Source organism: Agarivorans albus (genome assembly GCF_019670105.1).
Classification (GTDB): domain Bacteria; phylum Pseudomonadota; class Gammaproteobacteria; order Enterobacterales; family Celerinatantimonadaceae; genus Agarivorans; species Agarivorans albus.
The window spans coordinates 4,618,114-4,631,123 of record NZ_AP023032.1 but is presented as its reverse complement, the minus strand read 5'-3'; the positions used below and the strand labels follow the sequence as shown (position 1 = coordinate 4,631,123).

Annotated in this window: 9 protein-coding genes; 2 read left to right on the top strand and 7 right to left on the bottom strand. The window is 44.5% G+C overall.

Annotation, left to right across the window (positions count from 1 at the left end; translation table 11 throughout):
- Window positions 1-127 precede the first annotated feature (127 nt).
- Window positions 128-3,295 carry an ABC transporter substrate binding protein gene (locus K5620_RS20950; protein WP_215426323.1) on the top strand — a complete coding sequence of 1,056 codons (3,168 nt, stop codon included), beginning with the start codon at window positions 128-130 and terminating at the stop codon, window positions 3,293-3,295.
- A gap of 125 nt (window positions 3,296-3,420) precedes the next feature.
- Window positions 3,421-4,098 (top strand): class I SAM-dependent methyltransferase, encoded by a 678-nt coding sequence (locus K5620_RS20945; RefSeq protein WP_221077493.1) that lies wholly within the window; start codon window positions 3,421-3,423, stop codon window positions 4,096-4,098.
- A 692-nt stretch (window positions 4,099-4,790) separates the two neighbouring features.
- Here K5620_RS20945 and K5620_RS20940 read toward each other — a convergent pair.
- The 7 genes from K5620_RS20940 to K5620_RS20910 all read right to left on the bottom strand — a co-directional run bounded on the left by K5620_RS20940 (window position 4,791) and on the right by K5620_RS20910 (window position 12,990).
- Window positions 4,791-5,198, bottom strand: a complete 408-nt coding sequence (locus K5620_RS20940; protein WP_016400121.1) for a GNAT family N-acetyltransferase — start codon at window positions 5,196-5,198, stop codon at window positions 4,791-4,793.
- Window positions 5,195-6,388 carry an enoyl-ACP reductase FabV gene (fabV, locus tag K5620_RS20935; protein WP_016400120.1) on the bottom strand — a complete coding sequence of 398 codons (1,194 nt, stop codon included), beginning with the start codon at window positions 6,386-6,388 and terminating at the stop codon, window positions 5,195-5,197. The genes K5620_RS20940 and fabV overlap by 4 nt, the downstream gene beginning before the upstream one ends.
- Window positions 6,389-6,512: 124 nt before the next feature.
- Window positions 6,513-8,156: a GGDEF domain-containing protein gene (locus K5620_RS20930; RefSeq protein WP_016400119.1), complete on the bottom strand. Its 1,644-nt coding sequence runs from the start codon at window positions 8,154-8,156 to the stop codon at window positions 6,513-6,515.
- A 185-nt stretch (window positions 8,157-8,341) separates the two neighbouring features.
- Window positions 8,342-9,814, bottom strand: coding sequence for a dihydrolipoyl dehydrogenase (locus K5620_RS20925; RefSeq protein ID WP_016400118.1), 1,473 nt, complete (start codon window positions 9,812-9,814; stop codon window positions 8,342-8,344).
- A 71-nt stretch (window positions 9,815-9,885) separates the two neighbouring features.
- A complete protein-coding gene (locus K5620_RS20920; protein WP_016400117.1) occupies window positions 9,886-10,614 on the bottom strand; it encodes a glutathione peroxidase in 729 nt (242 codons plus the stop codon).
- 274 nt (window positions 10,615-10,888) lie between these two features.
- Entirely contained in the window at window positions 10,889-11,746 is an 858-nt protein-coding gene (locus K5620_RS20915; RefSeq protein ID WP_016400116.1) for an ABC transporter permease, read from the bottom strand.
- Window positions 11,747-11,748: 2 nt separating this feature from the next.
- Window positions 11,749-12,990 (bottom strand): ABC transporter permease, encoded by a 1,242-nt coding sequence (locus K5620_RS20910; protein WP_016400115.1) that lies wholly within the window; start codon window positions 12,988-12,990, stop codon window positions 11,749-11,751.
- Between the last annotated feature and the right edge of the window lie 20 nt (window positions 12,991-13,010).

Sequence of the window (13,010 nt, the reverse complement as noted above, 5' to 3'; positions counted from 1 at the left end):
ATGATAGACCTTGCTGCAATTTGGTAACATATTCTACAGAAGTGACTTGGCTACGCCTAGTGATAGTGTCAAGGTCGATAAAGGCTTAATAATTGGTGATAAATGTGAAGGGTGGCCGTTTATTTTTGTGAGTAATTCATTAATAAGAGTCTATTCACTGAATCAGGTGATTAAGCCAATTTTGTTGCTGGTGTTGCTTAGTTTAGCGCTATTGTCGTTAAAGGCAGAAGCGCGCACCGCTCGGGTGTTAATGCTTAACTCTTATCCTGCAGGTTTACAGTGGGATGCCAGCTTTGACAGAGGTTTGCGTCAACAAGTGGGTAATCGTTCAGTGTGGTTATTTAATCACCGAATAGAGCCAAGCCCTTCGCAAGACCCTAGTTATCGTTTAGCCCAATTCGATTTGCTTAATGAAATCATTCTTTACTACCAATTTGATTTAGTGGTGACTGTGGGCGAGCAAGCCCTACACACTGCTTTAGCTCTGCAAGATGAAGCGATACTTCAAGCGCCAATTGTGGCTGCTGGAGCCGACCTGTCGGCTTATATGGGACCTAGGGAGCGGCGTATAACGGGGATTCACGAACAGCTGCCAATGCGTGAAAATCTGTTGCTGATCCGTCAACTAATCCCAGATTTAGAAGCAATTTACTTACTAGTAGACGATAGCGAAGCTAGCAGTGAAATCACCAAAGAGTTTGTACAGCTGGCTGAGCAATTTGCTATTCCTTATACCCTTTGGCAAGACCAAGATTATGAAGAGGTAAAAGCAAAAACCTCGCTGCTAAGTGCCAAGCAAGCAGTATTGTTGGGGGCTCTACAGCAATCGCAAATTGGTAATACCCAGCTTACAGAACAAGCTGTTCAGTCTTTATCTATGGTGTCTAGAGCACCTATTTATAGCCTATGGCAGCATGCGATAGGTAATGGTGCGGTGGGTGGTTTTGTTAGTTTGCCGCAACCATTGGGTCAGGCACTTGGTGACACCGTGTTACAAGTACTGCAAGGCACTGATGTACGCGACATTGCCATTAGTGCCCGTGGACCTCAAACCTATTTGTTTGATAATAAGCAGCTAGTCCGCTGGAAAGTATCGCGCGGTAACTTGGCCGAGAATAGTCATTTTCTTAATCAGCAAGCTTATAAAACCTTGCCACAGCGTTATCAAGGCGCCTTGTTAGTGGGCATTACTTTGCTACTTGCTAGTTTGGCTATTTACGGAGTTTGGCGAGCTTTAACCCGCACCCAACGAGAGTTGGCGGAGCATGAACAAAATCTTCAGTCAGTATTTACTTTTACCGAGCAAGCCAGCGCTCTGTTAGACGAAAATGGTCACGTACAGTTGTTAAACCAAGCTTTGATGGAGTTACTCGGCGAGCGAGCAAATTACATCGTGGGTAATTCCTTGCTTGATAGCCATGTGTGGCAACATCAAGTGCCTTTAAAACAGCAGCTGCGAGATGCCATTGCTAAAAGTTTAGCCGGTGAAAAAGTCAGGTTTCAAGCGGAGCTAAACCTTGAAAACCGCAATGTACTTTATGATTTTGCGCTAACTCCACAGAGCGCCACCAACGGTATTGTTGAACAAGTATTGCTCGAGTTGCGAGATTTAGAGTTAATTCAGTTAGAGCATCGTCAGCTTAAACAAAGTGAGCAACACTATCGTTTGTTGTTTGAGCAAAGCCCAGCACTGTTAATGTTGGTGAACCGCTTGGGGGTAATTGTTTGCTGTAATCAAGTGGCTGCTAAACATCTTGGCATGTCTAAAAAACAATTGGAGTTATCTCAGCTTCGTAGTTTGTATGCCGAGCAGTCTCAGCAAGTATCCTTGTTAGAATATCTTGAAGGGATTGGCAGTAATAAAGTTACCCGACAGATCGCCTATAACAATGGTGATAATAAGCAGCTTTGGTTTAAAGAATCTTTTGTGCGAATGGCAGAAGAAGACCTATTCATGTTGGTATGTGAAGACATTACTGCTACCCGTAGCTTGGCAGAAGAGCTTGATTTTCATGCCAATTTTGACCTGCTCACTGGCATCTATAATCGAGGATTCTTCGAGCGACGTTTAGAGCTGTTACTTAACTCTTCGCTATCTGGTGAGCAGCAGCACGCCTTGCTCTTTATCGATTTAGCTCAGTTTAAAGTGATTAACGATACCTTTGGTCATGGTTCGGGCGATCAGGCCTTGAAGCAAGTCGCCGGAGTATTGGAACAAATGATCCCAGAGTCTGCCGTGGTGGCTCGTTTGGGCAGTGATGAATTTGCCATTTTACTTGAAGATAGCTCGCAACAAGGCAGCTTAGATTTCGCTAACTTGGTGATTGACCGACTAAACGATACTCATTACGTTCGTGATGAGCGGATGTTCAGTTTTGGTTGCAGTATCGGAGTAACCCTATTCCAGCAGCAGCAGGGGTCTTCTCAAGAGGTATTGGCACAAGCTGATAACGCATGTTTCACTGCAAAATCTTTAGGCCGAAGCCGCGTTTATTTATATCAAATGGACGACCAGATGCTGCTTGAGCGCCAAGGGCAGATGGAATGGGTAACCCGTATTCAAAAAGCGCTGCGTGAAGAAAGATTCTTATTGTACGCGCAAGCTATTGTGCCGGTTAAACCGAGTGAGAATGATTACCTCCACTACGAAGTTCTATTAAGAATGATCGACGAAGAAGGCCGAGTTGTGCCTCCTGGGGCGTTTTTACCCGCGGCAGAAAACTACAACCTCGCCGATCAAATTGACCGAGTTGTCATTCAAAAAACATTGCAGTGGCTATCGGAAAACCCTGGGCATTTAACCCGTCTTAATATGTGCTCAATGAACCTCTCTGGGCAGTCTTTAGGCAGCGCAGAGTTTGTTGCTTGGCTGCTGCAAACGCTGGAAGATAGTGCGCTGCCAATGAACAAGCTCTGTTTCGAGACCACTGAAACAGTGGCCATTGCTAATTTGGATGTTGCCACCGAGTTCTTTAACAAGGTGCGTAAATTAGGCTGTAAAATTGCGCTTGATGATTTTGGCTCTGGTTTATCATCTTTTGGCTATTTGAAAAACTTGCCCATCGATTACCTCAAAATCGATGGTATTTTCATTCGTGATTTAGAAAACGACCATATGGATGCCGCCATTGTAAAAAGCATTAATCAGATGTCTCATGTGATGGGTAAGAAGACCATTGCAGAGTTTGTTGAGAATGAGGCTATCAACAAGGTGCTGGCCGACATCGGAGTCGATTTTGCGCAGGGTTATCATTTTGGCAAGCCCGTTCCTATTGAGATGTTGGTCCTGAACTAAGCATCATCTGTTAAACTTGTTTTATTTCTTTATGGAGCCCTGCCTTGGACAGCCAGCAGCCACGTTTGTATTGTGAGCAATCCGCCGACACTGACTACGCCAATAGCTTAATAGAGCGCTTTGCTATGCAGCGATGTGAACAGCTGCCAGAAACCGGTTTTTGCTTGGTGCTAGATGGTGAGAGCTTAGCCTTGCGCTACTGCGATGAGGCTAAATTGGGCGACGTTAAAGTTGACTTTCTAGCGGGCCGAGTTGCCCATCGCCGTCAATATGGTGGTGCGGAAGCGGTGAGTAAAGCGGTTGGCGTTAAAAAAGGTCAACGCCCCAGTGTTATCGATGGTACAGCGGGTTTAGGCAGAGATGCTTTTGTATTGGCCAACCTCGGTTGTAAGGTCACCATGTTAGAGCGCTCCCCTTGGGTGGCAGCCTTACTTGATGACGGATTACGACGGGCTAAAGCAGACGCCGACATTGGCTCTTGGGTTACGGAGCGAATGCGCTTGATATACGCAAGCAGTATTGATGATCTTACTCATCAGCAATTACAGGCCGACGTGGTTTATTTAGACCCCATGTATCCTCACCGGAAAAAATCTGCACAAGTTAAAAAAGAGATGCGAGTTTTTCAGCTACTGGTAGGTGCCGACTTAGATGCAGACTTGTTGTTGGAGCAAGCTTTGAAAGTTGCACAAAAACGAGTAGTGGTAAAAAGGCCCAGCTATGCAGAGCCTCTAGCAGGTAAAGTTGCCCATAACCATTTAAGTACTAAAACCCACCGCTTCGATATTTATTCACTGATTTAGTCGCTTGCTCACTGACTGTGACTCTGTTGCGCTGATGAGTGCCAAAGCCGCTTAAATAATCGTTTTATCCCTTGATATTGCTCAATTTTTTGCACGCAATTAGCTGCTTTTTTCAACTTGAAATAATCGAGAAGAAATAGCAATTATTTATTAAAAACAGTTGCTTAGGGTTGGTGTGTAATCAAATGAAACGATTCTTTGATCTAGATCACGGATGCCTCTAATTTAAGTGAGCTCGATCTAGTTTCTTGTGATTGACTGGGAAAATGCTTGCATCAAGAAAACGCTATCATTACTCTATTTCCATCGTTCCAAGGATTGGCGCGATATCGAAAGAAATAAGATCTGACCTTTGTTGACCGACAGAAAAATTGGAGAAGCCATTGCTTCTCCTTTTTTTTCGCCTGTAATTTGTAGGGAGGTTGTTACTAGCGTCTGTTGATCTTTGCTGATGGTTTTTGCAGTAATTTATTAGCCATTTAGGCAAGGCAGTGAGTGAGTAGTTAAGTGGGCTTAATAATCACTCGCTAACGCTGAATAAATGGCTAAGAAATGCTGCCCGAAGGGTTCGGGTAAGCGAAGTTTACTCTTTGTTAAGCACTTCTTGCTTAGCCAACTAGGCTTCTAAGTGCTCGCCGCGATTAAAGCCCGCTTATCTCGAACAAAATTTCAACACCAAAGATCAACAGACCCTAAAGTGCTTTTGCCATTTTTACATAGGCAACGCCATGTTTATCAAACACTTCACTCGTCACTAAAAAGCCTAAACGTTGATAAAAACCAATGGCGCTGCAACGTGCGTCAAACCAAAAACTAGTTAATGGCTTACCCGCTTGTTGTTCAACCATGTAATTGAGCATTTTGCTTCCATATCCTTTCGCTTGGTGCTCCGGCAAACAGGCAAATTTACGCAGCCGAATCTCGTTTCCACTAGTAAATAACGAAGCCACCATGATGAGTTTGCCATTAAGGTAAGCACCATAGTGCTCACCAGTGTCATCTTCAGGTACTCGACAAAAAGCTAAATCATGGCTTGGCCATAGCACTTGTTGGCGAATTGCTAGGGTTTGTTCAGCGCTAATTATGTGAATGTCTATCATGGTTTGAGCTGGCTTAAAGCCTCAATATCACAAGGTTGCTGATAGTCTACCCCAGCTACTGCAAAGCCATTTAGGCGTAAAAACGCTGTTTTGTAACCGTCAAAATCGGTGGTTTGTTTGAAGTTATCCGCTGTGACCGTGGGGTATCGTAAGTCTATTTGCTGTTGCACCTGTGGGCTTAGCTCTAGGTCGTCAATACGAAGCTGATTTAGCGTGTCTAATCGAACTTGACCATCTTGTGGATAGAGGTGTTGGCTAAATAGTCGATAAGCTTGCTCAATGCATTCTTCGTGGCTACCTTGCTCTTTCATTACTTTGTAGAGTAAAGATATATAGGGTGACATTACTGGGATGTAGACACTGGCTTTTGTTACCAAGGCTTTACATACACAAGCGTAGGCATGGCCGCCTACCTGCGTTTGCAGCTGTTTATCCAGCTCTTGTGCAGTGACATGTAGGTGCTGTTTAGCTCGGCCAATGGTGCCATCGCGATAAATCGCGGCGGTGCGTTCTGGCCCTACGTAGGAATAAGCAATGGTATTGCAGCCTTGGGCTAGTACATCGGCTTGTTGCAGTGCATCTATCCAGTTTCGCCATTCATCGCCGCCCATGACTTTAGTGGTGGCTTCTACTTCTGCAGCATTGGCCAATTCTACAGTTTGCGGTTCTAGCTGTTCGGTTTCTAGGTTAATGCTTAAGCCATGTAGTGGCGCGTCGGTGGTTTTTAGTACCGAGTGCCATTGTCCTGATTCGGTTTTGCGCTTACCCGTAGCCAAGCTGTAAATCACCAAATCAGCTTTGCCGCCAAACTCTTGCTTAATGTACTCAATGACTTGGCTACGCATGGCTGGATCAAAAGCATCACCGATAAAGTTTTTTACCAGTAAACCCTGTTTCTCGGCGAGTTCTTTGCAGAAAATATTATTGTACCAGCCGGCACTGCCCAAGCCTTTTTCATTAGGGCCGCGCTCGAAGGATACGCCAATGGTATCGGCTCCTCCTGCTAAGGCTAAAGTTAAGCGAGAGGCTAAACCAAAGCCAGAAGAGGCTCCCAAAATCAGCACCTTTTTTGCGCCGCTTATGGTCGCTTGTTGTTGAATATAATCTGCTTGTTGTTGCAAATAGGCTTTACAGCCTGGCGGATGACAATTGCGAGCGATATTGCCCGTTAATTGTGGGGAAATAAGCATGGTCAACTCCATGAGAAAAGTTATGCAACAAGTGTAGTGGATGTCTTAGACCAGTAAGTTACACCATATCAAGCTATTGCTCGACTCCTATTGCAGCAAAAGTAAGCTCGAAAGATAAACAGCTCTAGGATTGTTGATTAAGCGCAACTAGCTTGGATTTGCGTTTGCGCTGGGCTTTTTGTTGGTACATGGTCATATCAGCTCGGTAAAATAACTGCTCCGCGTCTTGGCAATCGTCGGTGCTGGCGCTGCCAAAGCTAATGCCACTTTGCGCAGTGCCATTTAGTTGGATGATTTTGTCGGCAATGGCCAGTTTCTCGTCAATCTCACTGCAAGATAAGGTGTCGGAAAAGGCCGCAAACTCATCGCCGCCAATGCGGTAAAGTTTAACTTGGTCGCTGAGCACCATGTTGAGCGCTTCAGCCACCAACTTGATTAACTTATCGCCTTCTTGGTGGCCGGCATGGTCATTAATGCTTTTCAGATAATCAATGTCGACCAAGGCGAGACTGGTGTGATGCTCTTCATCAAATTCAATATTGCTTACATACTCGTTAAAGGCATAGCGGTTTTTTAAGCCAGTTAGGGCATCTAAACGAGCAGCATCGCGTTCTTCACTCAACTGCTTAGCGACTAATAAGGACTCTAAGGTGAGTCGCTTAAATTTGTAATGCAACGCCAGTGACATGAACAAGGTGCTAAAAATACAGCTAAGTAGAATGGATAAGTCGGCTGCCAACAAGGTGGTGGTGTTTTTAGGCACAACGGCCATTGCTAACAGTAACGCGGGTATTAGTAATAGTAGGGTTGATAGGATGAAAAGCTGCGCCTGTTTTGAGCCTTGACGCCAGCATTGTAAAGCACTAGAAAGCGCTAAAACTACCCACAGTAAGATCACGCAGTAGACCAAAATTACCGCCCAATTTACCCAAATAACCGCAACCGGAATACTGAGTAAGCATAGTGCAATTAGGTAGCGACTTGCTAGCCACAGCTTCGGTGCATATTGCTGCAAACTGAGAAAACGGCAGTAAAACAACACACTAAAGATTGGAATCAACAGCACTGGTAATAGGTGTAATTGGGTAATGCGTAGATGCAATAAGTGCGCAGCAACATGGAAAACCAAGGCCAAAGCAAGAGTAATGGAAAATAAATAGCCGCTGAAGTAAGCAAATACGCGATCTTGTTGCACTAGGCCAACTGCGCCATTGTAGATAGCTAAAATCAGTAAACCGCCTAAGCACAGGGTAATCACACTCGCTCGCCAGTGGTAAAGCTGGCTCAAGTCTGACTTGTGACCAAAGCTGAGCTGCGGTTGTTCGGTATAATATTGACTAGAAATGCGGGTAATCAGCCAGTATCCGCCTAAACTGGGCGTATCAATGTGGCGGGCATAGCTAAATAAGTACTCATAAGGGTGTAGGTAACCACTGCTAAGATGGCGCATTTGGTTACCTTCTGAATAAAGGTAGTAATCAATGTTTTCGATAATTGGGCCGTCTACGCTAGCTATCCATTGATTAGGTTGCGATATGTTGATTTTTTTTACTAGCCAATAGCTTCCGCCACTAAGTTTTACCCGATCAACTTGGCTCAGTTTATTTAGCCAGCTAGGTATGTCACTGTAGCGGTGCGGTAATACTTGTTGGTCTTCTGCTAAGTAGATTTGCTGTGAACTGGCATTCAAATCGGCAGCAATTGCAGGCTTATAACAGGCCAAATATAAAGTTAGAGCTAAGCTAATAAAAAATCTAAAAGCAGACATAAGCGTTTGTATCGTTCATCCTTGTTTCAACAAAGCTGCAAATAGCATAGAGCAAACTATCCGTAATGATAAGCTTTGTTGGCAATAGTTGGATGCTAACATATTTATTGATTTTTTAGTCACTTAAATGAAAAAAGCCCCATGGCGTTTAACCACAGGGCTTGTTTTGTAGCGTTTTCGAGGGTTTAGCTACCCACTCCACACTCCATGCAGGCATCAATCATTTCTGGACCAAGGTGCAACTTAGCATTTAGGTCGCGTAATGCTGTGCGCACGCCTTCTTCGATCACTGGGTGATAAAACGGCATATCCAGCATTTGTGAAACCGTCATTTTAGCTTGATGCGCCCAAGCCAATAAGTGAGCTAAGTGTTCGGCATTTGGACCGATAATTTCTGCTCCCAAAAAGCGGCCTGTGCCTTGTTCACCATATAAGTGAGCAATGCCTTTGTTTACTAACATCACTCGACTGCGGCCTTGATTTTCAAAGCTTACTTCGCCAACTTCAAAGCAACCACAAGAGCCTAAGCGTTTTTCAATATCGCGGTAGCTTTCGCCCACCATAGCAATTTGCGGATCGCTAAATACTGCTGCTATTGGCGTGCGACGTAAACCAGCGCGCACTTCTTTACAACGTCCGGCGTTATCACCTGCAATTTTGCCTTGGTCGGCGGCCTCGTGCAGTAGAGGGATCTGGTTGCTAGCGTCACCAGCAATAAAAATATGGCTTATCGATGTTTGCAAAGTGTAGTGGTCGGCAACCGGCACACCGCGTTCATCAAGCTGAATATCCAGCTTATCTAAACCCAGTTTATCGGTATTAGGTCTACGCCCAGTGGCAGCAACTAGGTAATCAACCTCAGTTTCAACTGTTGCACCTTGTTTATCGATATAGCGAAGCTTGACCCCATTTTCACTGCGCTCAATTAACTCAACCTTAGCGTCTGAATCTAAATAAAACTCTTCGGCGTAAGTGGTATTGGCATAATCAGTTAAGGTTGGGTCGGTAAGTGGGCCTACTGCGCCACCCACACCAAACATCAGTACTTTTACACCTAAACGACGTAAGGCTTGACCAAGCTCTAGGCCAATTACGCCTGGGCCAAATACCGCAATCGATTCTGGTAAGGTATCCCATTCAAAAATATCGTCATTTACCAACAAGCGGTCACCTAGCTCGGCCCAAGGTGCTGGAAAAGCTGGGCGTGAGCCGCTAGCAATAACAATGCGCTTAGCTTCAACTTGAGTGCTTGAGCCATCGCTATGTTTAACGCTAAGTTGATTCTCAGTAACAAATTCGGCGTAGCCATCTAGCTTGTGCTGAGCATCGATGCCTTCTACAGACTCCAATACAAAACCCACAAAGCGGTCGCGTTCAGATTTTACCCGTTGCATCACGGCGTGGCCGTCAATCTGCGGCTTACCCAAGTTAACCCCAAATTGGGCCGACTTTTCATATTGATGGGCATTCTCAGCAGCTGCAATTAGCAATTTACTTGGCATACAGCCTACCCGTGCACAGGTAGTGCCATAGGGGCCTGCTTCAATCATTAATACCGAATCGGTATGCTCTTTTGCGGCGCGGTATGCGGCTAAACCTGCGGTTCCGCCACCAATAATGGCTACATCTACAGATTGCTTAACTTCTGAATTTGACATGATAACTACCTTTGAAACCTGCGAATTGGGTTGTTCAGGCGAGTAGACCGTCTCGCCTGAATTTTAATTGCTTAAGCTAAGTAAGCTTCTAGCTCTTCACTACCGCCAATGTGTTTACCGTCTACAAATACTTGTGGAACAGTGCTGCGGCCGCTAATCGCTTTAAGGCTTACGCTGGTGGCGTCGGTGCCAAGTATTACTTCTTCAAAAGCCATGCCTTTGTCGTGTAGTAATTGCTTAGCTTTGGCACAGAAAGGACAACCTGGCTTGCTAAATACACTAATTGCAGAAGGCTTTTTAGCGTCGGCATTAATGTAGTTAAGCATGGTGTCGGCATCTGATACTTCAAACGGGTCGCCTGCAACATCTGGCTCAATAAACATTTTTTCGATTACGCCGTTTTTCACCAACATAGAGTAGCGCCAGCTGCGTTTGCCAAAACCTAAGTCGTTTTTGCCCACTAGCATGCCCATGCCTTCGCTGAATTCGCCGTTTCCATCTGGAATTACAGTAATGTTTTCAGCTTCTTGGTCGGCTAACCATGCGTTCATTACAAACGTATCGTTAACGCTTAAACATACAATTTCATCAACGCCATTTTCTTTTAGAACATCAGCTAGCTCGTTGTAGCGTGGTAAGTGTGTTGATGAACAAGTTGGTGTAAATGCACCAGGTAGGGCAAAAACAACCACGGTTTTATCTTTGAATAACTGCTCTGTTGTAATGTCTACCCAAGCGTCGTTTTGACGAGTATGAAAAGTAACACTTGGTACATTTTGGCCTTCGCGATTCTCTAACATATCTTTCTCCGTAAACTCTAATAAGGTGTGTTCGTTTGATGGGTCTAGTATCAATTTTTCGCAGTGATTTGTAAAAGCAATTGAATCTATCTTTACGATAGGCAATTGCTATTGAAATTAAATTCAAAGGATTAGCACAGCAATAATAGGTGTTAAAACGTGAATATAGGGAGTTAGATTAGAGGATAGTCGTGAATTGCTTGTTTATGATCAATTTATATCTGTGAAATAATCAAGATAAAACAAACGCATGTAAGTTGTTGTAATAAATAGCTTAGCTATCTAGTTCTCCACTTTGAATTCGCTCGCTACGGGCGCGCAGATACTCAATGGTAAATAGCAGCATGGCAGAAATTACGATCAATAAAGTGGCTACTGCCAAAATGGTGGGGTTAATTTGCTCACGTAAACCAGAGAACATTTGTCGCGGAATGGTTCGCTGTTCTGGTCCAGCTAAAAACAGTACTACCACCACTTCATCAAATGAAGTGATGAAAGCAAACAGGGCGCCGGATATTACACCAGGGCGGATAAGCGGCATTATAACTCTAAAAAAGGTAGTGAGAGGGCGTGCGCCAAGGCCTAGTGATGCGTTAACTAAGGAATAATCAAAGCCAGACAATGCTGCGTTTACGGTGATTAAAACAAAAGGTGTGCCCAAGGCAGCATGCGCTAAAATTACGCCTAGGTAAGATCCTGCCAAGTTTAGCTGGCTATAGAAAAAGTACATTCCTGCTGCTGTGATAATAAGTGGCACAATCATCGGCGACAATAAGATTGCCATCCAAAGCTTTTGCCAAGGCATCGCTGGGTTGCTTAAACCAATTGCCGCCAAGGTGCCTAATACGGTAGCTATTAAGGTGGCGCATATGCCAATAAAAAAGCTGTTTTTAATTGCTAATAACCACTTATCGTCGTGCCAGATTTCGGCATACCATTTCAAAGAGTAGGCCTCGGGCTCTAGCGCTAACATACCCTCGGTAAAACTAAAAAAGGGCTCTACGTTGAACGAGAGTGGAATTATCACCATGATTGGCAACATCAAAAATGCCAGCACCAATAACGAGCAAAAGCGCAGGCCGTAGTGGGCTAAGATATGCCAGAAGGTGAAATACTTAGGATAACTTTTCATGCTTAGCCCAACTTAATATTGTTTACGCCAACAAAGCGATCGTAAACCCAGTACAGAGCGATGATTAAGGCTAGCAATAACGAGCCCAGTGCTGCTGCGAGTTCCCAGTTATTGGAAGACTGCATATGGAAGGCAATAATATTAGAAATCATCTGCCCTTCGGTACCGCCGACTATGGCTGGGGTAATGTAGTAGCCAATTGAAATAATAAATACCAATAAAGCGCCGGCACTTACCCCTGGGATGGTCATTGGTAGGTAGATTTTGATAAAAGCCGGCACTGGCCTTGCCCCTAAAGACAGCGCTGCGCGAAAATAACTCGGGTCGATATTTTTCATCACGCTATACAAAGGCAAAATCATAAATGGCAGCAAAATATGGGTCATAGCAATGATGGTGGCAAATTGGGTATAGAGCATTTCAAAGGGCTCATCAATCAAGCCTAAGGCTTGCAGGGTTGAGTTGACCACGCCATTGGTTTGCAAAATGGCTATCCAAGAGGTGGTGCGAACCAGTAGTGAGGTCCAAAAAGGCAATAAAACCAACACCATTAAACGATTGGCAATTTTACTGGGCGCATTGGCCAAGTAGTAGGCCAAAGGATAGGCTAACAAAGCGGTTAAAAAGGTAATAATTAGCGCTATTTTTAAGCTTTTCCAATATAGCTTTAAATAGATTTGAGTATCGCGCTGCTCGATCTCTCCAGCGGGATTACGCTTTAAATCAAAGGTTGTAAGGTAGTAGCTGTCGGTAAAGGCTTGCCCAGAGCGTTTTACCGCACGCCATAAATTGATGTCTTGCCATTTTTTGGAGTAACCAAGCAACAAGGTGTCGCCACTTTGCTGTAATTCTTCGAGAGATTTTTTCTTAAGTTTTCTGGCACTCGATTTTATTAAACTAGAGCTACCAGGTTTAAGCCGATTCACTTCTTCGGCTAGCTTGCCCGATAAGCGCTCTTTAGAGAGCCCTTGTAGCTCAATGGCAAATTGCTTGAGGGCTTGGCTATTAGGAAGCTGATCGCCAGCTTCGTCCCAAGTGCTTAGTTCTGCCAAACTTAAAGGAATTAACTGGCTAACCGTAGGGTGGTAAACACTGCGGTATAGCATGGTGGCAATGGGGGAAATAAAGGTGATGAAGACAAATATCAACAGCGGCATGGTAAATGCCAGCAGCATACGCTTTTTGCGCTTGAGCAGCCGTTTACTCTCGAGTATTTCTTCAACGCTAAGGCTGTTGTTATCCATCTTCACCTCTAACTACGTTG

Excerpts from the sequence above, each read along its gene's own strand:
- K5620_RS20925 (WP_016400118.1), bottom strand. The coding sequence starts at position 9,814 with ATGTCAAATTCAGAAGTTAAGCAATCTGTAGATGTAGCCATTATTGGT.
- K5620_RS20920 (WP_016400117.1), bottom strand. The coding sequence starts at position 10,614 with ATGTTAGAGAATCGCGAAGGCCAAAATGTACCAAGTGTTACTTTTCAT.
- K5620_RS20930 (WP_016400119.1), bottom strand. The coding sequence starts at position 8,156 with ATGTCTGCTTTTAGATTTTTTATTAGCTTAGCTCTAACTTTATATTTG.
- K5620_RS20945 (WP_221077493.1), top strand. The coding sequence starts at position 3,421 with ATGCAGCGATGTGAACAGCTGCCAGAAACCGGTTTTTGCTTGGTGCTA.
- K5620_RS20910 (WP_016400115.1), bottom strand. The coding sequence starts at position 12,990 with ATGGATAACAACAGCCTTAGCGTTGAAGAAATACTCGAGAGTAAACGG.
- K5620_RS20915 (WP_016400116.1), bottom strand. The coding sequence starts at position 11,746 with ATGAAAAGTTATCCTAAGTATTTCACCTTCTGGCATATCTTAGCCCAC.
- K5620_RS20940 (WP_016400121.1), bottom strand. The coding sequence starts at position 5,198 with ATGATAGACATTCACATAATTAGCGCTGAACAAACCCTAGCAATTCGC.
- fabV (WP_016400120.1), bottom strand. The coding sequence starts at position 6,388 with ATGCTTATTTCCCCACAATTAACGGGCAATATCGCTCGCAATTGTCAT.